This is a genomic window from Metallibacterium scheffleri (genome assembly GCF_002077135.1).
In the GTDB taxonomy this organism is placed as follows: Bacteria; Pseudomonadota; Gammaproteobacteria; order Xanthomonadales; family Rhodanobacteraceae; genus Metallibacterium; species Metallibacterium scheffleri.
This window is the reverse complement of sequence record NZ_LDOS01000002.1, coordinates 690,872-711,666: the sequence shown is the minus strand read 5'-3', so window position 1 is coordinate 711,666 and position 20,795 is coordinate 690,872. Positions and strand designations below refer to the sequence as shown.

Annotated in this window: 17 protein-coding genes; 9 read left to right on the top strand and 8 right to left on the bottom strand. The window is 65.9% G+C overall.

From position 1 onward, the window contains the following. Positions 1-166 precede the first annotated feature (166 nt). From Mschef_RS08325 to Mschef_RS08295, 7 genes are all read right to left on the bottom strand, one after another. The gene (locus Mschef_RS08325; RefSeq protein WP_081127381.1) at positions 167-2,017 is read right to left on the bottom strand and encodes a type IV secretion system DNA-binding domain-containing protein; all 1,851 of its coding nucleotides are present in this window, start codon (positions 2,015-2,017) and stop codon (positions 167-169) included. A gap of 68 nt (positions 2,018-2,085) precedes the next feature. Beyond that, entirely contained in the window at positions 2,086-5,028 is a 2,943-nt protein-coding gene (mobF, locus tag Mschef_RS08320; RefSeq protein WP_081127379.1) for a MobF family relaxase, read from the bottom strand. Next, on the bottom strand, positions 5,025-5,468 hold the full coding sequence (locus tag Mschef_RS08315; protein WP_081127377.1) for a hypothetical protein: 444 nt from the start codon (positions 5,466-5,468) through the stop codon (positions 5,025-5,027). The genes mobF and Mschef_RS08315 overlap by 4 nt, the downstream gene beginning before the upstream one ends. Positions 5,469-6,287: 819 nt before the next feature. Then, a complete protein-coding gene (locus tag Mschef_RS08310; protein WP_136256349.1) occupies positions 6,288-6,551 on the bottom strand; it encodes a hypothetical protein in 264 nt (87 codons plus the stop codon). Then, positions 6,505-9,471, bottom strand: a complete 2,967-nt coding sequence (locus Mschef_RS08305) for a DNA polymerase (protein ID WP_081127371.1) — start codon at positions 9,469-9,471, stop codon at positions 6,505-6,507. The genes Mschef_RS08310 and Mschef_RS08305 overlap by 47 nt, the downstream gene beginning before the upstream one ends. Beyond that, positions 9,468-9,956 (bottom strand): hypothetical protein, encoded by a 489-nt coding sequence (locus Mschef_RS08300; protein ID WP_081127368.1) that lies wholly within the window; start codon positions 9,954-9,956, stop codon positions 9,468-9,470. The genes Mschef_RS08305 and Mschef_RS08300 overlap by 4 nt, the downstream gene beginning before the upstream one ends. Further along, positions 9,953-10,294: a hypothetical protein gene (locus Mschef_RS08295; protein ID WP_136256348.1), complete on the bottom strand. Its 342-nt coding sequence runs from the start codon at positions 10,292-10,294 to the stop codon at positions 9,953-9,955. Before Mschef_RS08295 ends, Mschef_RS08300 begins: the two co-directional genes overlap by 4 nt. Before the next feature lie 218 nt (positions 10,295-10,512). On the opposite strand from Mschef_RS08295, the gene Mschef_RS17230 reads away from it, so the two are divergent. After that, positions 10,513-10,896 carry a hypothetical protein gene (locus tag Mschef_RS17230; protein ID WP_136256347.1) on the top strand — a complete coding sequence of 128 codons (384 nt, stop codon included), beginning with the start codon at positions 10,513-10,515 and terminating at the stop codon, positions 10,894-10,896. A 341-nt stretch (positions 10,897-11,237) separates the two neighbouring features. On the opposite strand, the gene Mschef_RS08285 is transcribed toward Mschef_RS17230, so the two are convergent. After that, positions 11,238-12,518, bottom strand: coding sequence for a Fic family protein (locus Mschef_RS08285; protein WP_242426499.1), 1,281 nt, complete (start codon positions 12,516-12,518; stop codon positions 11,238-11,240). A 247-nt stretch (positions 12,519-12,765) separates the two neighbouring features. Between Mschef_RS08285 and Mschef_RS08280 the strand changes: the two genes are divergently transcribed. The 8 genes from Mschef_RS08280 to Mschef_RS08245 all read left to right on the top strand — a co-directional run bounded on the left by Mschef_RS08280 (position 12,766) and on the right by Mschef_RS08245 (position 20,778). Then, positions 12,766-13,233, top strand: coding sequence for a helix-turn-helix domain-containing protein (locus tag Mschef_RS08280; RefSeq protein WP_081127360.1), 468 nt, complete (start codon positions 12,766-12,768; stop codon positions 13,231-13,233). After that, entirely contained in the window at positions 13,190-13,663 is a 474-nt protein-coding gene (locus tag Mschef_RS08275) for a PIN domain-containing protein (protein WP_081127359.1), read from the top strand. The genes Mschef_RS08280 and Mschef_RS08275 overlap by 44 nt, the downstream gene beginning before the upstream one ends. Before the next feature lie 125 nt (positions 13,664-13,788). Further along, a complete protein-coding gene (locus Mschef_RS08270) occupies positions 13,789-14,103 on the top strand; it encodes a helix-turn-helix domain-containing protein (protein ID WP_425480080.1) in 315 nt (104 codons plus the stop codon). 12 nt (positions 14,104-14,115) lie between these two features. Then, positions 14,116-15,825: a site-specific DNA-methyltransferase gene (locus Mschef_RS08265; protein ID WP_081127358.1), complete on the top strand. Its 1,710-nt coding sequence runs from the start codon at positions 14,116-14,118 to the stop codon at positions 15,823-15,825. A gap of 2 nt (positions 15,826-15,827) precedes the next feature. Beyond that, the gene (locus Mschef_RS08260) at positions 15,828-16,352 is read left to right on the top strand and encodes an ATPase (protein WP_081127357.1); all 525 of its coding nucleotides are present in this window, start codon (positions 15,828-15,830) and stop codon (positions 16,350-16,352) included. Further along, positions 16,349-16,567 (top strand): hypothetical protein, encoded by a 219-nt coding sequence (locus Mschef_RS08255; RefSeq protein ID WP_081127356.1) that lies wholly within the window; start codon positions 16,349-16,351, stop codon positions 16,565-16,567. The genes Mschef_RS08260 and Mschef_RS08255 overlap by 4 nt, the downstream gene beginning before the upstream one ends. Beyond that, complete coding sequence (locus Mschef_RS08250) at positions 16,564-19,287, top strand: DEAD/DEAH box helicase (protein ID WP_081127354.1); 2,724 nt, start codon at positions 16,564-16,566, stop codon at positions 19,285-19,287. The genes Mschef_RS08255 and Mschef_RS08250 overlap by 4 nt, the downstream gene beginning before the upstream one ends. An 18-nt stretch (positions 19,288-19,305) precedes the next feature. Beyond that, positions 19,306-20,778 (top strand): DUF3375 domain-containing protein, encoded by a 1,473-nt coding sequence (locus tag Mschef_RS08245; RefSeq protein WP_081127351.1) that lies wholly within the window; start codon positions 19,306-19,308, stop codon positions 20,776-20,778. The last annotated feature ends 17 nt before the right edge of the window (positions 20,779-20,795 follow it).

Here is a 20,795-nt window from a genome sequence, read left to right as displayed (position 1 = left end):
GAGCCCGCGCCTCCGCCGTTGCGGCCGACTGCAAGAGAGCCGACGAGTTCGGCGAGGGCAGCTCCCGCTGCGATGAAGCCGGCGACAGGTGGGGAGGCGACGTGGGCATATGCAAGCCAAACCACGACGAATACACATGAGGCAAGAAACATTCGGAGCAGCATAGTCATTCCCTCCACTCGGATTCGACGCCAAGGTCCGGCGCCAGGTCGTCGTCCTCGGCAGCCGGCTCAGGCAATCCGGGCAGGTCGATGTCGGCGTCGAACAGCGGTTCGTCGAGCGACTGCGAGCGCCCGCCACCGCCCGGCGGGTCATTGTCTGGATCAAGTGCAGGCGCAGCGGTTCCGAGCGGCGGTTCCGCGCGGCGCCAGTATTCGCACTCGACGAACGGCGCGACGGTGTGCTCGGGACGCGGCGCATAGGGCTGCAGGACTTTGCCGATGAGGTCGTCGATCGCGACCAGCAACTCAACGCCATCGGGCCCTGCGCGCAGCTCGGTGAGGTCGCTGGAGACCAGTACTGGAAGCCTCTCGGCGCGCGAGGTTTTGCCCTGGAGCGCGCCGCCGCTGCCGGTGGTTTCGAGGCGTTTGACGTCCCTATCTCCGACGCGCTTGCACACGCTCTCCGCGCCTGCGGCGGACATTTGCGCGTATACGCGCAACGATTGCATGGCGAGCAACGGAGCGGCCTTTTCGAAGCCCATGCGCGCCGCAAATTGCGATTCATCCTGCGCCGCCAACACCGTGCGCACGCCCCGCGATCGCGCGACCTCGGCGGCGCGCTGCAGGTGTTCGAGGGCTGCGAGACCGAGCTGCGGCGCCTCGTCGATGATCAGCCAAAGACCGGCGTCGTCGGCGGATTTCTCGCGCATCAGCGCGCTGTTCGTAGTGGCGACCAGCACGCGCAGGATCGCCCCGAAAATCGCTTCGGCTGCGCTCGAAAAAGCAGCGTTGTTGTTGAGGATGACGGTGCGCACTTCCTGGTGCGCTTCGCCGGTCAGCCACTTGCGCATACTGAACTGCGGCGCATCAGGCCTGCCGTGGTCCACGGCGGCGAGCTGCAGCAGCATGCGCGAGCACGTGCCCACGGTTGAAATCACCCCGCGTTCGCCCTGCGACGGCCCGGGCAGCGCACCGGTCTTCGGATGCGGCCGCGCGAACGCGAACGGCAGAATCTGCCGCACGCGCGCGTCACCGCGCTCGGCTTGCTGGGCCATTGAACGCGCATCGCCCTGAAGGGCGCGGGCGAGGTCGATCCAGCGCCACTGCGCGCCCTCGAGCAGATAGCTCTTGATGAGGCCGCCCACGATGGCGCTGGCGCCGTCGTAGAAGTATTTGTTGTTCCCCTGCATCTCGCTGGCGCCGGTGATGGCGTCGGCGAACTCCGAGGCCAGTGCCGGGCTGTCGATGTCGTCGGGCGACCACAGCGCGGCGCGCGCATCCCATGGCCCCAGCAGGACGCACGTCGCCGGGTCGAACAGTTGCGCGGTGTAATCGCCTTTGGGGTCATGCACCAGCACGCGATCGCCGCCGCCACCGTGCAGGATTTGATGAATCGCGGCGGACAGGCAGACCGTTTTGCCGCTGCCCGGCAGGCCGACAAACAGCGCGCCGGCGGTGAGGCGCTTGCGCGAGAAGGCGATGCCACCCAGCACGAGGCTGGGGATTTTGCCCACGCGCTGGGCCTCGCTCATGCGTGAGGTCTCGGCGGCCTGCAGCACCGGCACGGCCTCGTCGGGGTCGCGATAGAAGCGCGTCCCGCGCACGTGCTGGATCTCCGTCTGGTGCGCGGCGTACCAGCCGCCCAAGATGGCGCCAGCCAGGACGGCGCCGTCGAGCAGGCCGCCGACGAGACGCTGCCAAGCGGACGGCAGCGACTTGATCGTCACCGGCCACAGCGACGGAAGCGGCGTGTGCGTCAGCACCAGCAGCACACTGGCGCAGGCCAGGCTGGCACCGGCGCCGAGAACGGCGCCGATCAGGATTTCGATGATGTGGGGTTTGATTTTCAGGTTCATGATCAGTTCTCTGCCTCTGTGTCGGTACCCAATGCAGTGACCGGCGTGGATTCCTATTCGCCGCGCCGTCAGCCCATTTCCGGGCCGTCGAAGTCGAGGTCCTGCTCGAGGTCCTGGTCATCGAGGTCGCGATCGGGATCAGGGGCGTCGAGGCCGAGCTGCTCGCGGTCGCGCTCGATCGCCGCGACCACCCCGGGGTCGGTCGGCTCGGCCATCATCGGCGGCAGCCCCGGCAGGCGTTCCTCGCGCTCTGCCTCGCGCTCGGCCAACCACTGCGCCAGCGCGCCCGGCAGCGGCGGGTCGCGATCGGCGGCGGTTTCGAGGGCCTGCTTACACTGGCCGGTATTCCGCTCGAGCACCGCGGCGAGCTTCTGCGCGTCGTCGGTGATCACGACGCCGCGCTCGCGTGCACGCGAGATAATCACGTACAGGCGGGCCAGTTCTGCCAGATTTTCCTGACCGGCCCGAATGACCCCGATCGATTCGTCCGCAGTTTTCCCCTGCGCCTGGTCGGCGGTCATGGCGTAGCCGTGATCGACGTGCAGGCCGCGGTGGGTGTCGAGCGTGTGCTGGTGGCCCTTTTCGTCGCGAACGGTCATGCGGTCGCCGCGCACCGCCGTGACCTCGAGCCGCGTGCCGTTCGCCAGGCGCTCGCCGTCGGCGTTGTGCATCGCACTGCGGGTCACGATCGAGTCGCCGCGGCCTACCGCGAGCGCGCGCGCATCGAACACGTCGAACCTGCTCATGTTGCGCGGGTTGAACGTCCAACGGCTGCCGTCCTCGCGCTGGATGGTCACGAGGCCGTCGCGGCTTTCGACGACGGTCGTCTGCTCGCCGCGGTCGGGGCCGCGGCGGTGGGCCGCTCCCCATACGATCACGTCGCCCGTCTGGTAGCGGGCGGCGTCGCTCCGTTGCGCGGCGGTCCATTGTTTCGAGTCGAGGATCTGGACTTCGCGCTCGTCGCGCACCTGGCCGGCTGCCACGCGCTGATCGTGAATCTCCTTGTTCACGTCCGCCCGATCGGCGCGGCTGAGCGTCACCACGAGCGCGCTTTTGCCGGCGGCCTGCGCCTGCTGGTAGCGCTCGGCCGCGGCGGTGATCTGCGCGTCGCGGGTTCGGATCTCGAGCGTGTCGGCCTTCTGAAGGGCTTCGCGCACGCGACCGGAAAGCGCGTCGTACACCGCCCCGCGCAACGTTTCATTCTTCTGGCGCACGATCTGGGTGAGCTGGTGCTTGTGCTCCGGCCGGACACTCGCGGAAAGCTGGCTGTACGCCGCGCCGGCGCCCACGCTGCCAATCTGTTTTGTGTCTCCGCTGAGGATCACCGTTGCGCCCGTGCGCTCGGCGCGCTGCAGCAAGTCTTTAGTGTCCCGCGCTGACATCATCCCGGACTCGTCCACGATCCAGAGCTCCCGCGCGTCGGGACGCGCGGGCTTGGCCTGTTCGTGGAGAACAGATGCCACCGTTTCGCCACGCGAGCCCAGCGCTTCGCCGAGCGTGGAGGCCGCGCTCGAGGTCGGCGCCATCGCCCGGACAGTGGCGCCGTTCGCGCGCGCTTGGTCGGCGACGGCTGCGAGGCAGCTCGTCGTTTTCGCCGTGCCCGCGTGACCGCCCAAGACCTGGAGGCGCGAATCGCTACACAGAATCGCCGCCGTCGCGGCCCGCTGCTCGTCCGTCATCGGGCGGCCGTTCTGCGACTCGCGGGCGGCGATGGCGCGTTCGATCGCACGCGCCGTGACACGGTCTGACAACGGCGCTTTGCCGGTTGGGTCGATCAAGCGCGCGCCATTCGCGCGCTCGAGCTTTCCGGCGGTCTCCAGCAGTGCGCGCTCGGTCTTCACCCCTTCGGCAGTTGTGAAACCGCTCCGGTGCCCGCGCTGCCCGCCGGCAGTCCTGCCCCAGCTCGGGCGCTGGATCAGGTCGCCGCGCCGCTGGGCGCGGTCAATGGCGGCGGCGAGGTCGGCGTCGCTGGCATGGCCCTGGGCATAGATCCTGCACTCATGCTCGAGGTCACGGCGGCTGAAACGCGCGTCACGCTCGCTGAGGTGCTCGATGGCGCGCTTCACCGCGTCATCCGACGCAGCGAGACGCTGGTCGTTGCCGATGAGCGCCCCGTGGCGCTTGTCCAGGTCATAGCCATGCTCGCGCGCCAGCGCGCGCCAGGATTCGACCAGCGCCGCGCGGTCCACGCCAACCAGCTTCTTATCGCGAGTAGCAAGCGTGGCCGCCTGTTTGGCGTCCGGCGAAGCCGTCTCCCGGGTCAGGCCCCGTCGCGCCAGTTCGGCCTCGATTGCCTGAGTACGGGTCGAGAAAGCCAGCGACAGCTCGGGCGGCACGTCGCGGATTTCGAACGATGGGTGACCCTGCGCGTTGATCGTCCAGTCGATCTCGTGGCCGGCCTCACGGGCGCCGCGCGCCAGCTCGGCCATATACAGCGTGCCCGCTTCGCGCTGGGCCGCGAACAGTTCTTTGCCGTCGATCGAAGCCCAGCGGCCCGTCGTCTGGTCGTAGCCGGCGTTCGCGATCACAATGTGGCTGTGCAGGTCGGGTTCGACCCGGCGGTTCGTCGTGTGCCGGAACACACCAGTGATGCCCTCCACCTGCCGCCATTCGTAGCCCTTGCCGTCGGCGCCACGCTGGCGGGTCACCAGCGCATGCGCCTCGATGTGCGCCAGGGCCGCGCGTGCCGCGCGGTCGTGAGCAGCCGCGAGACGATCGTCGCCGGCGACAAGGGCGGCGACCGAGAAGCTCTTTGGGGCTGAGAATGTCAGGTCGTAGCCGGCCCGGTGACGGGCCGGGTTGCCAATCCGCTGGCCGGCCACCTCGCCGCGCAGGGCGGCGGCGAACGCCGTGGCGCGTGTCTTGTCGAAGGCGCCAGCGAGGCCGAGTCGAGTGGCGCCACATCCCACCAGTTCGGCCGGCGCTGCCCCGCCTTCGCGGTAGTAGTCGTCGAGCTCGCTGAAGTACCGCGCCGCGCCCTCGGCGTCGCAGAGCTGCTGGATGGTGATCATCGCGCACCTCCGGAAACAGGCGAAGTGGCGCCACGCATCACTTGCTCGGCCAGCCGGATGAAGTTGTCCTTCACCGCCTCGCGCAAGCGGGCGATCTGCTCAGCCAGGGCAGCCGTGTCTGCGGCGGCCTTCTCCGCCTGCGCAGCAACGGCGGCCTCGACCGCGATCCTCACGGACGTCTCGATGACCGCCTTCGCTTGGGCAAGCACCGCGTCGGCCTGTGTGCGAGCGGCCGTCTCTCCACGGGTCAGCGCGAGCACATATGAGGTCACGCGCGAATAGCCCGCCGCGCGGGCGGCCGATTCCAGTTCGGCGCGCTCGGCGGCAGAGAGACGCAGGTGGATGCGCGCACGGCTCTTGCGCCGTGGACGGCTCCTGCGGGGCACGGCCACGATGGTTGAGGCGGCGGTGATTTCGGGGTTGATTGCTTCGGTGTTCATTGGGCACCTCGAGCGTGGTCCTGGTACCCAATGCAGTGCGCTCGGGATATTTTTTTCTGGCGTCAGAACGACGCCGCGTGGTGGCGTCATGCTGGGAACGAGGCGCTGCAACGCTTTCAGGTCGCTTTATCGCAGCGGGTGGCGCCATAGGTGGCGCCAGCGATTTGCTCCGCGCGTCAGGAAGTTGCAACACACCGAGCCACGAAGTGGCAGCCGCAGGCGTGCGAGGTGTGTGTGCTCGGAGAGATGGCGCCCACTGGGCGACGGCTCGCAGAGCTGAGGGCATCCACCCGCAGGGTGGGGTGCCCGACCATCACGCGCACGCGGGCCGCCGCAGGCGGTTCCCGGCGGCATGGGCTGGCGGTTGGGTCCGGGGCTAGGTAGTGCGGGTGCGCGGCTCGGTGGCAGACGGATCAGGATGCGGGTCGGTCGCTGCGAGGTCGATCAGGCCCGGAGCGGACCGCCGGTCCGGCAGAGCGGGCATTGAGCGAGTCGGCGGCAGGATCGGTCCGGCGGCGCCGGCAGGCGGGCGGTCGATGCAGCCCGCGGGCTGCATTGGCAGCGGCGTCACCAGGAATCGGTGCGGCGCGCGGGTGTCGCGCTGGCGGTTGGTGGAGCCGCACGTCGCTGGCGGTTTTGGCGCCGGGTGGCGCCACTGGCGACGTGCGGCGAATGCACAAAGTTGTGCATGTTTATGGATGCACACAAACATGCACAAGTGTGCATACATTGGTGCATGTTTGTGCACATGCCTGCAGGTGGCGCCACCGGCCCGGTTTCAGGGGCGCCACCGGGCGCGAGAGGGGTTGGGATCGTTGATCAGGCGCTCCCGGTCGGCGGACCTGGCGGACCCGTGATCTGGTCAGGATCGACCGCGTTCATGCTCTTGCGCCGCCCGTGATCGGAGACCGCCAGACCGAGGAGGGCGTCGGCGAGCAGCCTCTTCGCGCCGCGGAGCCGCTCAAACGCAACGGGCTCACCATCGATGGAAAGGCGGTAACTCAGGCGGTCGCCTGACGGTGCCGCTTTGTAGAGTTCAACCGCCATTTCGATGTGCGGCAGGCGTGGGTTCTTCGGAGCCATGACCAGGTACTCGTGAGTGGGTGGTACCCAATGCAGTGACGGCCCGAGCTCGCCGGCGCGAGGGCTCTCGGTGGCGGGCGGTGCGAGGGGCCGCGATGACACGCACGGGTTCGCAATCGGTGAGCACTCCACCGAAGCCGATGACCCGACGGACCCTGAGGCGCTCAAGCACCTGCTCGGCGCCGCTGAGCGCTAGACGAGCGTTCCTCACCCCACGCCCGGCGTTCTTCCAGTCGTCGATTGACAGCTCGACGCGGAACGCGGAGCCAACGCGATCGCACACGTCACGCCCGCGGAAGCCGACGGCTTTCGGGCAGTACCAGTCGGCAATCAGCCGACCGCTGCGCAGACCTCGAAGGACGCTACGAGCAAGCGTTCGCGCTGCACTGCCGCGCGTGCGCGTGCCGGCGGCCGCGTTCGCGCTGACAAGATGCCGACGCCGGTCGAGTTCTTCGATTTGATCGACGGTGGTGATGGCGCGGCCTCGCATGGGTTCTGCTGCTCGCCGCGCGGCGTCGAATGCTTCGGCAGACTCCCATGGCGCCGTGGAATAGCTGACGTGCTCGTAGATTCGTCCCTGGATCGCGATCTCCTTCATGCGCGCGTCCACCGGGCGCCGCTTGAGGTCGTATTCCCACGACACGCTCTTGCGCACGGCCTTGCTCGTACCGTCAGCGTTAGCGCGCACGTACTCTTTCGGCGATGGCAGCGCGTTGTAGGTGCACTCGAGCCTCCCGTCGCGCTCGAGGTACATCGCCGCCATGATCTCGGGATAGTCATCGCGCTGCCGGATTTCGCGAGAGGCCTTGAACCCCGCGCCTGCATGCGGCAGTGGTTGATTGCCGATCGCGCCTACACCGTACCCGCCGCGCGTTGTCAGCATGACCAACTTTTGTGCGGCGTGTTTCACTTCCCAGATCGCGCCGCCACCCAGCGCCGCGCGAGCGTGGCGGAAGTACGGGGTCAAACCGTAGCACGGCAGCACCTCAACTTCTGCGGCGGTAGCTGTGGAAAGGAATCCATCCGTCGTTACAGACGCAACCCGGTGTCCGCGCGCATGCAGCTCTTCCATTGCGGCGCTGGCAAATGCCCTGACGAGGCTGGTTGTCAAGGCTGCCTGCGGTGCCGACGTGATCACCGAAGGTCCTTGGGACCTCACAGCATCATGCCGCGTCGAGTAATTTCGTTTGTCCGCGAGGCCCTGAGCCGTCTTCCCGTAACCGCTATTGTTGATGTCTTTCAGCACCAAGTCCTGCACGGACTTCTTACCGAACACACGCTGGGCTTCTTTCCGCATGCCCACAAGTGATTCGTAGGCCTCGCGCAGACCGAAGGTGTCGCGCGAAGCAATGATTTGTGCGGGTTGCAGCAGCGTCACGCGCGCACCCATGCGAAGCGCCAGATACAGTTCCGGTGCGCTGGCCCAGGTCTTCCCGCGCTTGGGAAAAATCAGGCCACGGCCTAGAGCGTCCTTGCATGGCAGGCAGGGGAACATCACCAACTCGGGGAAAGCGAACTCGACGTACCCGAACAAGTACGAAACCGGCATCGGTACGTCCGAGGGCCGCAGTTCGCCGGCGGCGAGCACGCGAGGCGGAACGGTGAAATCGGGATCTGGGATGAGCGCCATCGCGCTCGGGTAGGCGCTGGATATATCGAGATCGATCCAGGGGCCGTCATGAATCCCGACCAAGAAACATTCATTGCGCCCGCCGTAGTACGCCTGCGCGGCGGCGGGGAGTGCCGTTACAGCCTCGGGCCGCGGCTCAAGTTTCTTTTCAGACTTGAACTTGCCGCCGCCCACGTCTACCCGCTCACGCTTCGTTTCAAGCCCGCGCCATTCGAGATCGAACTGTTCGGGAGTCCATCCGCGCGTGCGGCAGACATGATCACGGATGTACGTTGCCGCACATCCGCCCAACGTCACAGGGATTGAATCGAGACCAAGGGTTTCGCGCACGCGCTCAGCCCAAGCCAGCGCGACGCTGGCATCACGCGCCGCGTACAGCGCGAAGACGTCGGGCCGCTCGCGCAGCAGTCGGTCCATCGCATCTTTACCGTAGCCTTCGGGTAGATCGAGCTTGCGCAGACCCAGCGCCTTGCCGAGTGCGTCGAGGTTGCTGCCGGCAGGCGCCAGCAACTGCGCGTCGCGGGTGATTAGCGTGGCGCGAGCGACCCAGTCGTGACGGTCGGCGTGCGAGATATGGACGCTTTCTGGGCGCTCGACCGACGCCACCGTCCGCCGCACAGAATCGAGTTTCCGCAGGCGCCGGGCGCCGCCGTAGAAGCTGGTGATGTCCACGACTCCGTAGAACCCGACCAGCGTGACGCGCAGCGCGACGGGCTGCCGCTTGCCACTTGCGCGTTCCTCGAGGGTCAGGCGCGGCTTGTATGAAAGGCTGATCAGTCCGGCCGCCTCGAAGTCCGCGAGGAACCACGACAAGACGGTCTCGCGCTTGAACCGCGTTCCCCGGTCGGAAGGCGGGAAGCACAGCCATTCAAGCGACCGGCCGCCCGAGACCACCACACTGAACTGCCAGCTCAGTACGCGTCGCCGCCCGGGGTGTCGCGCGTCCGCAGTCCACTCGGCGTCGAGCCCCACCGTCAACGTCGGCATGGGGTCGTCGCCCCGTGCCGGTGTCATAAGCACGTATGGGCACCCAAACGGGCTTATGACACCATCATTTTCTCCATTTGAATCAGCATCCTGCAACGGTGCGGTTCGGGAACCTTTTGAACGTTCCCGCGAATCGACTCCATACAAGAGCACGCACAGAGCCCCGCTGCCTGGCGTCCGGTGCCGGCGCGAAGAGATGACCAGCCGTTCCACGCCACGCCACTCGAGGTGCCTGCCCTCGAGGAAGTACACCTGCAGCGAGTCGAGCAGCGGGCCCTCGAGGCCCTCGATGCCGAGGCTCATTCGTCGGCCTCTTGGTCGTAGGCCTCGCCCGAGGCAATCATCGCTTCACGCGCGGCAGCCTGCGCGCGCGCCTTGTGCGCGCGGCGCGCCCAACCGCATGCGACCCGCGCGCGGTGCTCTGGGCTGGAGTGGTCGTATTCAAGTCCGCGACCGCGCGCGACTCGCAGGCACTCTGCGGCTCGGCGAGGGTCGATCTCTCTGAGGACTTCCGCCTGCACCAGCTCTACGACCGCTTCCTCGTCCGTGCAGAAGGACAGGGCTGCGAGGCATGCTCTCTGGCCGGCCGGCGAGAGCGTGCGGAACACCGCCGCCGTGGCCTGCTTGTGGAATGCGGCGCGCAAGGCGCCGAGCCTCACGCGGTCACTGATCCTGTCCAGCGCGCCGTCGATGCTCGTGGGCGGCGGCGGCAAGCCTTGGCCTGCGCGCGTACCGTGCCTGCGAGCCGGCTGCTTGCGCTCGGCCGGGTGGTGCTTGGCGCCGCTCACGCGGCACACCCGGCGATGCGGCGCTTGGGGCCGCGCGGACGCGGAACCGAGGGAACCGATGCCGCCTGCGTCCCGACCAGCACGCGCGCAAGGTCGCCGACACGCACAAGCCAGCGCTTGCCAACGCGGACCGGCTCGATACCTAGCCGACGCAGCCTGGGAACGGCTCTGTAATCGGTCCGGTCGCTGCCTCGCGCGTTGCCTCCGGCGAGTTCCAGGGCCCGCCCGGGCCGAAAGTCGAAGCTCCCGTTGTTTTGATCGAGGAGCTGCGCAATGACGATGGCAAGCGCAGCGCCGCTGCTGTCCTCGCCGGCCGGGGTGTTGAAGTCGAATTCCATGGTGGTCCTCGTGTTGCTGAGGACCGCCGCGCGCATACGCTTCAGTGGGACTGATCAGGCGTCGAGTCGCACAAACGAAAGGGCCGCCGCGCATTGCGCGCAGCGGCCCGGATTAAACGATGGTTGGGTTACGCCGCGCGGAAAAGGGCGGCGGCGCGAGGAGCCGGCAGGACGCGGTCAGCGAGAGTGGCGGCGATGGTTCCGAGCTGCGCGCGCGTTTGCGCGCCAGCGTCCTGCGCGGAGATTGCTGCGCGGTGCAGGCTAACGATGGCGGACGTGCCGCAGCAAAACACTGCAGCGACCAGCTCAAGGACTGGCGCCAGTGCGCGCAGGACGGCGCCAGCCATCAGCGCTGCGCCCGCCTCTGCTGCGGATCGGATCGCACCAAGCAACATGGCGGCCAACAACCCGCCGCGTCGCGCGGTGAAAACAACATCCGCGACGGTGCGCGCCGGCATCAGCATGATGGCTGCAGGCACGATCAGTATCAGCAGCGCTGCCAAATCAAGGCCAACCACGTGCGCGCCCAGTGCGCACACCGCGATCGCGGCCATCGCCATCAGCGCGGCATATATATTTTCTGCGCGGTGAGTGGTGATTGACTGCCGCATAGTGTCCGTTGTACTGCGCCCGGCGCATCTTGTCAACACCAAGCGTAACCTACTAGGTTCTCTAATTATTGTATAATTGTCAAGCTCTAGGGTCGATCGTCAGTCGTCTCGTCCCCTGCCCTCTCGATCCTCACGTGCGGTAGATTTTGCAGTAGCTGTCGATCACTTCAGCGATAGTTCGCATGTAGAGCAATGCTTCATTGCCGGTGTTCGACTCCCGCCACCTCCACCAATAACAAACCCCCAACCGGTCCCGGTTGGGGTTTTTTCTTGCCTGATCGCGCCGGTTCCCGTGTACTCGTGCGGGTTCCTGCGAACGCCTGCGTCTTCATTCATTCGCCTTCCCCCGCTGCAGACTCAACCAATACATAGCTGGTGCTACGCCCGCCTGCATCCGATTTCCGCAGCACGCCCCGCGCAAGCAGGTCGTTGATGTCGCGCAAAGCCGTGTCCGGCGAGCACTTGGCAATGGCAGCCCACTTACTGCTGGTGAGCTTGCCTTCGAACCCGTCGGGCAGCTTGTTCAGCAACCTCACCTGCCGCTCGTTCAGTGGCGTGGTCGCCCAGCGCTGCCAGAACCGCGTCTTGGTCAACACGGCATCGAGTGTGTGCTGCGCCTGGTCGACAGCGCGATGGAGCGTGTCGAGGAACCAGGCGAGCCACTCGGTGACGTCCAGAGACCGTTTCTGGGTCTGCTCCAGGATGTCGTAGTAAGCCTTGCGTTCGCGCTGGATCTGCGCCGACAAACTGTAGAAGCGTTGCGGGCTGCCGTCGGCGCGTGCCAGCAGCAGATCACCGATGGCTCGGGCGATACGTCCATTGCCATCGTCGAACGGGTGCAGCGTGACGAACCACAGATGGCCGAGGCCAGCTTTGAGCAGTGGCGGCTCGTTCGACGCGCCATTCACCCAGTCAAGGAATCGGCTGGTTTCGGCCTCGAGGCGATCGGCGGGCGGCGCTTCGAAATGCACACGCTGGCGGCCGATTGGGCCCGAGACCACCCGCATCGGACCACTGTCATCGTCGCGCCAGCCGCCGACCTTGATCCTGGAGAGCCCGGAGTAGCCGGTAGGAAACAGCGCGGCATGCCAGCCGAACAACCGCTCACGCGACACCGGCGCATGGCAGTTGGCCGTGGCATCGAGCACCATCTCGACCACGCCTTCGACGTGTCGATCGACCGGGGCCAGGGCGCCGATGTCCACGCCCAACCTGCGGGCGATGGATGAGCGCACGGATTCGACGTTGAGCTGCTCACCCTCGATCTGGCTGGTCTTGACCACGTCTTCGGCAAGCGCCGCCAGGCTGGCCTGATCGCGCAGGGCCATGCCGACGTCGGCCAGACGGCCCATTAGGAGTCCTTGGGCGCGACTGGCCTCAGCCATAGGCCCAGCCAGTGCCGCCAGGTCGAAGTGCCAGTTCGGCCAGTCGTTGGACTGCCAGATGTACTTGTAATCGCCGCTTTTCATGCGGAGATTATGGGCTGCATTCTCCGCACACGCAAGTCTTTCGCCGCACATGGTGCGGAGAAAGGTGGCGCCAATCGCCGCACGACGGGTTGCCTCATCTCGAAATGGGTAGCATCCCACCACCAATTCAGTTAACTTCAACATCCCGGAAATACCTTCAAGCCCGCATTCCAGCGGGCTTTTTCTTGCCTGGTGGTCAGCGCCCGCGCGTCCTCGCCGACGATCAGCCCGCGCAGCAGGAAGGGCGTCTCACCGCGCGTGTGGTTGGCCCGCGCGCGGCTGATGGTCGCCTGTTAGCTGATCGTCTATTCAGGATGATTCGTTTGTTTCGTTCATTTCGTCTGTGCGTTAGGCTATGCCCAGTGGCCCTTCCGTGACCACGGAGATTCCCATGAACGCAATTGCCCTCAAGTCATTCGATCCAATCATCCCGACCGAGAAGGAGTCGGTGCAGGCGCAGCAATCCAGCCGGGTGTTGGCCCGCTATCTGAAGGCCCATGGCACCGAGCCGGTGGAACTGGCTGAACCCGGCCACCCTGATCAGCGCATCACGCTGCCAGCCGCCGCGCTCAGATTGCTCGTGGACATTTTGACCCAGATGGCCCAAGGCAACGCCGTCACGCTGATCCCAGTGCATGCTGAACTGACGACCCAGGAAGCAGCCGATTTGCTGAACGTCTCCCGGCCCTATCTTGTGCAACTGCTCGAGGCCGGGAAAATTCCTCATCGCAAGGTTGGCACGCGCCGGCGTGTGCTGTTCCGCGATTTGATGCGCTACAAGTCTGTCGAAGACGAGGCCCGGCTGAAGGCACTGGATGCGCTTGCCGAGCAGGGCCAGAAGCTGGACATGGGCTACTGAGTTCCGGCGCGTGGCCGATTTCACCGCGGCTCAGCTGGGGCGAACGCGTGATCTGATGAACGCGCACGTGCGTGATGCGCTAGTCGAGAACTACGAGCCGCTGATCCCAGCGTTGACCCTACCCGATGCCGATGACCGGCATGTGCTCGCCGCTGCAATCCGGGGACGCGCGGATGTGATCGTGACCTTCAATCGGTCGGATTTTCCGAAGGCGGCTCTTGATCCCTACGGAATTGCAGCCCAGCACCCCGATGCCTTCGTGCAGCACGTCATCGATCTTGCGCCTGGCATCGTGCTCGGCGCCGTCGAGCGACTGCGCTCGTCTCTGCGGAATCCGCCAGTCGACAAACCCCAGCACCTCGATACCATCGAGCGCCAGGGGCTACCTGGCTCGGCGGCAAAGTTGCGCGGACTGATGCTGCCTGCGTAGCAGACTCCGAAAGTCCGTTGATTCGGCACAACCCAGGTTGTGAATTCCACGCAACTCGCTGGCAGCCCTCGCAAATCCGCCCACTTGCCCGCAGCGCTTGCCGCGCAAAATAAATGCATGACGCGATGCGGTTCATCGTCAACCGCGGCCACCGGAGCACTGATAGACTTTCATCCGGTTTCATCCACTTGAGTCGCTTCCAGTTGGCAAGCGCGGACGCCATGACCATAGAACCGTGGGTTTCCGTCGAGCAGGTCGCCCAGCATCTTGGCGTGGCCAAGGACACTATCTATCGCTGGCGCGAGCATCGGGGATTGCCAGCGCACCGCGTCGGGCGCCTGTGGAAGTTCAGGCTGTCCGAGGTGGACGACTGGGTGCGCGCCGGGGGCGCGGATGAAGAACAACGCAGCGATGGCCAGACGCCATCGCGCACAGCTTGAGGGATGGGCTGAATGCCAACATTGAACTGGATCGGCAAGGCCGCCGTCGTCAAACACCATCGCGAGGTACCGTTCCGCCTGCTGGAGCCGGTGCCGGAACTCTCGCTCCCATCGCCCTCCGGGAGCGGGGTCGGGGATGAGGGCGACTACGGCGGCAACCTGATCGTGCAGGGCGACAACCTGCACGCGCTCAAGGCGCTGCTGCCGCGCTACGCCGGACAGGTGAAGTGCATCTACATCGACCCGCCCTACAACACCGGCAACGAAGGCTGGGTTTACAACGACAACGTCAACAGCCCGGAGATTCGCAAGTGGCTGGGCGAGGTCGTCGGCAAGGAAGGCGAAACGCTGGACCGGCACGACCGCTGGCTGTGCATGATGTATCCGCGCCTGGTTCTCTTGAAGCAGTTCCTGCGCGAGGACGGTGCGATTTTCGTGTCCATCGACGACAACGAGGTGGCTACGCTACGGCTGTTGATGGATGAGATTTTTGAAGCCCGCAACTTTGTGGGCACGATCATCTGGCAAAAGAAGTACGCCGTATCCAACGATCACAAAACCATTGCCCCAATGCACGACTTTGTGCTGGTTTATCAGCGATCGCCCAGTTGGCAGCGTAACCTGCTGCCGCGTGGGGAAGAAAAAGATAGCCAGTACAAGCATGAAGATGACAGAGGGCAATTTCGTAACAGTGACTACACCTGTGCCAAAACAGCCGAAGAACGCCCAAACCTCTACTACCCCGTCACCAATCCCAACACAGGCGAGGAAATCTGGCCCAAGCGCACCCGCGTCTGGGCCTACTCGCAGGAAGAGCATCAACGACATGTGGCAGAGGGTTTGATCTACTGGGGCAAGGACGGCAAGGGCAAAGTGCCTGCCTATAAGCGCTACAAACATTTGCTCCGCAATGATGGGGTGGTGCCGCAAACACTATGGCCACACGAATTTGCCGGCCACACCGATGGCTCGCGCAAGGAACTGCGCGAAGTGCTGCACGACATCCCTTCGGTATCAGATTTCGCAACGCCTAAGCCGTCCTTGCTCATCCAACGCATCCTGCAAATTGCAACAGATGCGGATTCTCTCGTGCTCGATAGCTTCGCCGGTTCCGGTACCACCGGCCACGCGGTGCTCAAGCAAAACGCCGAGGATGGCGGCCAGCGCCGTTTCATCCTGGTCGAGATGGACGAGAACATCGCCCGCACCGTCACCGCCGAGCGGGTCAAGCGCGTGGCCACCGGCTACACCAAAGGCGCCCTCATCCCCGACCCCGCTCCCGCTCCCGCCAGCGGGCGAGGGGAGAAAATCGTCGAAGGCCTCGGCGGCGGCTTCCAGTTCTGTCGTCTTTCCGCAGAACCCCTATTCGACGCCGACGGTCAGATCCGCAGCGATGTGACATTCGCGCAACTGGCCGAGTTCGTCTGGTTCGCCGAAACCGGCACGGCGCGCCCTCACCCCGGCCCTCTCCCGGCGGGAGAGGGAGAAAAACTGTCGCCGCTGCTGGGCGTGCACGAGGGTCGCGCGATCTACCTGCTGTACAACGGCATCCTCAAGGACCGCTCGGTGGCCGGCGGCAACGTGCTCACCGGCCCAGTGTTCGATGTGTTGCCCCGGTTTGCCGGCCCGAAAGTGATCTACGCCGCCGCCAACCGCATGGGCGGCCGCGCTGCACGCGAGGGCATCACCTTCAAGCAGACGCCTTACGCGCTGGAGCCGTAGCGATGACCGACGCGCTGAAGGTCATCGTCATTGCCGGGCCCAACGGCGCGGGCAAGACGACGTTCGCGCGCGAGTTCCTGCCCCACGAGGCGGATTGCCCGGTGTTCGTCAATGCCGACCTGATCGCCGCCGGGCTGGCACCGTTTGCGCCGGAGAGCGCCGCCATGCAGGCCGGGCGCCTGATGCTGCACGAGTTGGATCGGCACTTTGCCGCCCGCGAAAGCTTCGCCTTCGAGACGACGCTCGCGGGGCGCGGCTATCTGCAGCACATCCGCGCCTGGCAGGCCGCGGGCTACCGGGTGAAGCTGATCTTTCTGCAGCTCGACAGCGCCGAGGCCGCCATCGCCCGCGTCGCCCAGCGGGTGCGCCAGGGCGGGCACGACATCCCCGAAGTGACGATCCGAAGACGCTTTGCTGCCGGCCGGGAAAACTTCGAGCGTCTGTACGGGCCGCTCGTCGACGCCTGGGCGCTGTATGACAACGCCGGCACCGCGCCGGTGTTGCTGGACTGGAGCGAGAAACCATGAACCGACAGCCCATCGAAACGGCGCGCGACGCCGATCTGCGCCTGTCGCTGCGTGCGATGCAGCGAGCCGCACAACGCGCACGGGAATTGGCGGCACGCACGGGCACGGTCATCGTGATCAGCCGTCGGGGCGTCGTCGAGCTCCTGCAGCCCGATGCCGCCGCACCGGCGCAAGCCATACAGGAACCGGGCGCACCCTACGGTGATCAGCGATGACCGCCTTCGCGCCCAAGGTCTACCAGCAGCAAGTGCTCGACAGCGTCGAGGCCTATTTCAAGACCTGCCACGAACTGCCGTCGCCCTCGATTGCCTTTACCGCCACCACGGAGCGTCTGTGGGGGCGCGGCAATGCGTACCACCCGCTATCGGGCTTTCCGTCCGACATGCCGTACTTCTGCCTGCGCGTGCCCACCGGTGGCGGCAAGACCTGGCTGGCGGCGAAAAGCGTGCAACTCGTCAATACACATCTGCTGCGTTGCGAGCACAGCGTGATTGTGTGGCTGGTGCCCAGTAAGCCGATCCGTGAGCAGACGATCAAGGCGCTGAAAAATCGCAGTCACCCGTATCACACCGCGCTGCGCGAGGTGGGGCCGATCACGGTGCTCGATCTGGAAGAAGCCAAGAGCGTGACCCGCGCCACGCTGGACACTTCGACCACGGTGATTGTCGCCACGCGGCAGGCGTTCCAGGTGGAAGAGGAAGAGTGCCGCAAGGTGTATCAGTCCAGTGGCGCGCTGATGCACCACTTCGACAACCTGTCACCTACGCAGCGCGACGAATTGCTGACCGATGGCGAGGGCAGCGAGCGCACCACGCCGTATTCGCTGGCCAACGTGCTGCGCCTGCGCCGCCCGTTCGTGGTGGTGGACGAGGCGCACAACAGCCGCACCGAGCTGGCCTTCGACATGCTGGCGCGCTTCCGCCCGAGCGGGGTGCTGGAACTGACCGCCACGCCCGACTTGGAGCGCACGCCCAGCAACGTGCTGCACAGCGTGTCCGCCGCCGAGTTGAAGGCGGAGGAAATGATCAAGCTGCCGGTGGTGCTGGAAACCGAACCCAACTGGCAGCAGTGTCTGGCCGATGCCATTGGCCGACGCGACGCCCTGCACAAGCTGGCGGATGAAGAACGCCGCGCAGGTGCGGCCTATCTGCGGCCCTTGGTGTTGATCCAGTCGGAGCCGCGCCGCGCCGGCATCGAGACGCTGGATTATGAGCGCGTGCGCAAAGAGCTGATCGCCAACCATCGCATTCCGGTGGAGGAAATCGTGGTCGCCACCGGCGAGGAAAAGGGCCTGGAGCAGATCGAGACCGACTACAAGGGCGGCATCGCCGACCCGGCCTGCCCGGTGAAATTCGTCATCACCCAGAAGGCGCTGGCCGAGGGCTGGGATTGCCCGTTTGCCTACATCCTGGTGAGCATGGCGTCCTTGTCATCGGCGACGGCGGTGGAACAATTGCTCGGGCGTGTGTTGCGGCAGCCTGATGCGGCCCATCGGCAGGCCAAGGCCTTGAATCAGTCCTATGCCTTCGTGGTGTCGCGCAACTTCGCCGAGACGGCAGGCGCGTTGCGTGACCGTCTGGTGGCGGGCGCGGGTTTCGAGCGGCGCGAAGTCACCGAGTTCGTTACCGCCGCACTGCCTGAGCAGGCGCGGCTGGATCTGGCGGGTCACGCCGGGCGCGTGGTCGTTCGGCCGGTGGCGATTACCTTGACCGAAAAACCCGACCTGAAGAGCGTGCCGAAGCCCGTGCGCGACAAGGTGAGCTGGGACGGCAAGCGCAACACGCTGACCATCAGCACGCCGCTCACGGCAGATGAGGCCGAAGTCCTCAAGGCCTCGGTCACCTCCGAAACGGCGGCAGCGGCGATCGTGGAAGCCGCCGAAGTCAGCCGCACCACGGCGATTGAATTCTTCCAGACGCCCGCTGAACGGGGCGAACGCTTCCGCGTGCCGCAACTCGCGCTGCGCGTGCAAGGCGAATTGCAGTTGTTCGATGACCCGGAGGTGCTCGAGTACCCGTGGGACTTGTCGCCCTACGATGCGGCACCGACGGCGAATGACCTGGCGGCATTGGGCGCGGCACTGAAAGTATCGGAAGGCGGCGAGATCGACATCGATGACGGCGGCCACGTGGTCTCGCGCTTCCTGCCCGAGTTGCAGCGCGATCTGGGCCTCGTCTATCAACCCGAAAACTGGGATGAGGTTCGCATCGCCACCTGGCTGTGCCGCAACCTGCCCGAGCCGTCGCTGACTCATGCCAGCAAACAGGCATTTGTCGCGGCGTGGCTCACCGACTTGCTGCGCCGGGAAGGCTTCACGCTGGCACGTGCCAACCTGCAGAAATTCCTGATCCGCAATCTGATCGAGGCGCGCATTCGCGAACTGCGCAAGCAGACCGTCGGCAAGGCCTATCAGCAGGCCCTGTTCGGTGACGATGCCGCCTCGCGCGTGGCGGTGAGCGATCACTACGCCTTCGAGTTTCATGCCCAGGCCTATGCGCCAAGCCGCGACTACGACGGGCGCTTCGGGCACTTCGATTTCCGCAAGCATTTCTATGGACGCATGGGCGACTTCGACAGCAAGGAAGAGTTCGAATGTGCCTGCCAGTTGGATACGTGGGCGCAGCAGGGCCGCATCCAGTTCTGGGTACGCAACCTCGTGCGGCGCGAAGGCAGTTCATTCTTTCTGCAGAAGGCCGATGGGCGCTTCTACCCGGACTTTCTGTGCCAGTTGCCCGGTGCGGCAGGCCAGCCGGGGCCGATTCTCGCGGTTGAGTACAAGGGCGCGGATCGTTGGGCTGGCGCGGAGGATGACCGGTTGATCGGCGGCCTGTGGGCCAACCTGTCGGAAGGCCATTGCCGGTTCGTGATGCTCAAGGACAAGCAGTGTGATCGGGTCGAGGAGAAGCTGTCCCCATTGCCGGTTCGATCGAACTGATCCCGCGAGCTCCTCACTGTGGACCACGCCACCCTCTCTACCCTGCGCGACCGCCACCCCGCCTGGCGCCTGCTCGCTTCGCCGCACGCACCGCTGGTGGCGAGCTTCCTGCACCGGGTGTTCGTGGCGCCGAACATGCGCGTGATGAGCGAGGCCGATCTTGCGGAGGCGCTGGAGGACGAGCTATTCGCCCTGCGCGAGCAGTTGGGGCCGGAGGCCTACCCCAAGGGCGCGCCAGACTATCTGAACGACTGGGCCGCGCCCGACAAGGGCTGGCTGCGCAAGTTCTACAAGCCGGGCACGGACGAGGCGCAGTTCGACCTGACACCGGCCACCGAGAAGGCCATCGCCTGGTTGCTGACGCTGACCGAGCGGCCATTCGTCGGCACCGAGTCGCGCCTGCTGACGCTGTTCGCGCTGTTGGAGCAGATCAGCGCCGGGACCGAGGCCGACCCGATCAAGCGCGTGGCCGACCTTCGCCAGAAGCGCGACGAACTGGACGCAGAGATCGCCCGCGTGCTGGCCGGTGACGTGCCGCTGCTGGACGACACGGCGATCAAGGACCGCTTCCAGCAGTTCCAGCAACTGGCGCGCGAGCTGCTGGCCGACTTCCGCGAGGTGGAACACAACTTCCGCGGGCTCGACCGCAAGGTGCGCGAGAAGATCGCGCTGTGGGAAGGCGCCAAGGGTGCGCTGCTCGACGAGATCATGGGCGAGCGCGATGCCATCGGCGACTCCGACCAGGGCCGCAGCTTTCGCGCCTTCTGGGATTTCCTCATGTCCAGCCGGCGGCAGGAGGAACTCTCCGCGCGGCTGGATCAGGTGCTGGGGCTGCCCGCCGTCGCGGCACTGAAGCCCGAGCCGCGCACCCGGCGCGTGCACCACGACTGGCTGGAGGCGGGCGAACACACGCAGCGCACGGTGGCGCAACTGTCGCAGCAATTGCGCCGCTTCCTGGACGACCGGGCCTTTGTGGAGAACCGGCGCATCCTGGACCTGTTGCACGGCATCGAGAGCAAAGCGCTGGCCTTGCGCGAGGCCACGCCCTCCGGCACGGTGATGCACATCGATGCCATGGGGGCGGACATCGAACTGCCGCTGGAGCGGCCGCTGTTCACGCCGAGCGTGAAGCCGCGCCTGGTCGAACTGGCGTTCGTGGCCGGTGAGGATGACATCGACACCGCGCACTTGTTCGACCAGATCGTCGTGGATAAGGCGCGCCTGCGCTCGGCCGTGCAATGCGCACTGCGCCGCCAGCCGCAGATCACGCTGCGCGAGCTGCTGGATGTCGAGCCCCTGCACCAGGGCCTGGCCGAATTGGTGGCCTACCTGGAGCTGGCCCACGCCGGGGACGGCGGCGACGCACTGGACGGCCTGCGCACCGTAGTCGACGAGGCCGTGGAAGATCCCATCCGTTGGCAAGCCCGCAACACTGCGGGCGAGGCCGTGATGCGCGAGGCGCGCTTGCCCCGCGTGATCTTCACGCGTTGAGTGCTTGGGATAGCAGG

What these genes read in the sequence shown, in the direction of transcription:
- Mschef_RS08325 (WP_081127381.1), bottom strand. Translation starts at nt 2,017, where the DNA reads ATGAACCTGAAAATCAAACCCCACATCATCGAAATCCTGATCGGCGCC.
- mobF (WP_081127379.1), bottom strand. Translation starts at nt 5,028, where the DNA reads ATGATCACCATCCAGCAGCTCTGCGACGCCGAGGGCGCGGCGCGGTAC.
- Mschef_RS08315 (WP_081127377.1), bottom strand. Translation starts at nt 5,468, where the DNA reads ATGAACACCGAAGCAATCAACCCCGAAATCACCGCCGCCTCAACCATC.
- Mschef_RS08310 (WP_136256349.1), bottom strand. Translation starts at nt 6,551, where the DNA reads ATGGCTCCGAAGAACCCACGCCTGCCGCACATCGAAATGGCGGTTGAA.
- Mschef_RS08305 (WP_081127371.1), bottom strand. Translation starts at nt 9,471, where the DNA reads ATGAGCCTCGGCATCGAGGGCCTCGAGGGCCCGCTGCTCGACTCGCTG.
- Mschef_RS08295 (WP_136256348.1), bottom strand. Translation starts at nt 10,294, where the DNA reads ATGGAATTCGACTTCAACACCCCGGCCGGCGAGGACAGCAGCGGCGCT.
- Mschef_RS08285 (WP_242426499.1), bottom strand. Translation starts at nt 12,518, where the DNA reads ATGTTGAAGTTAACTGAATTGGTGGTGGGATGCTACCCATTTCGAGAT.
- Mschef_RS08280 (WP_081127360.1), top strand. Translation starts at nt 12,766, where the DNA reads ATGAACGCAATTGCCCTCAAGTCATTCGATCCAATCATCCCGACCGAG.
- Mschef_RS08275 (WP_081127359.1), top strand. Translation starts at nt 13,190, where the DNA reads ATGCGCTTGCCGAGCAGGGCCAGAAGCTGGACATGGGCTACTGAGTTC.
- Mschef_RS08270 (WP_425480080.1), top strand. Translation starts at nt 13,789, where the DNA reads ATGCGGTTCATCGTCAACCGCGGCCACCGGAGCACTGATAGACTTTCA.
- Mschef_RS08265 (WP_081127358.1), top strand. Translation starts at nt 14,116, where the DNA reads ATGCCAACATTGAACTGGATCGGCAAGGCCGCCGTCGTCAAACACCAT.
- Mschef_RS08260 (WP_081127357.1), top strand. Translation starts at nt 15,828, where the DNA reads ATGACCGACGCGCTGAAGGTCATCGTCATTGCCGGGCCCAACGGCGCG.
- Mschef_RS08255 (WP_081127356.1), top strand. Translation starts at nt 16,349, where the DNA reads ATGAACCGACAGCCCATCGAAACGGCGCGCGACGCCGATCTGCGCCTG.
- Mschef_RS08250 (WP_081127354.1), top strand. Translation starts at nt 16,564, where the DNA reads ATGACCGCCTTCGCGCCCAAGGTCTACCAGCAGCAAGTGCTCGACAGC.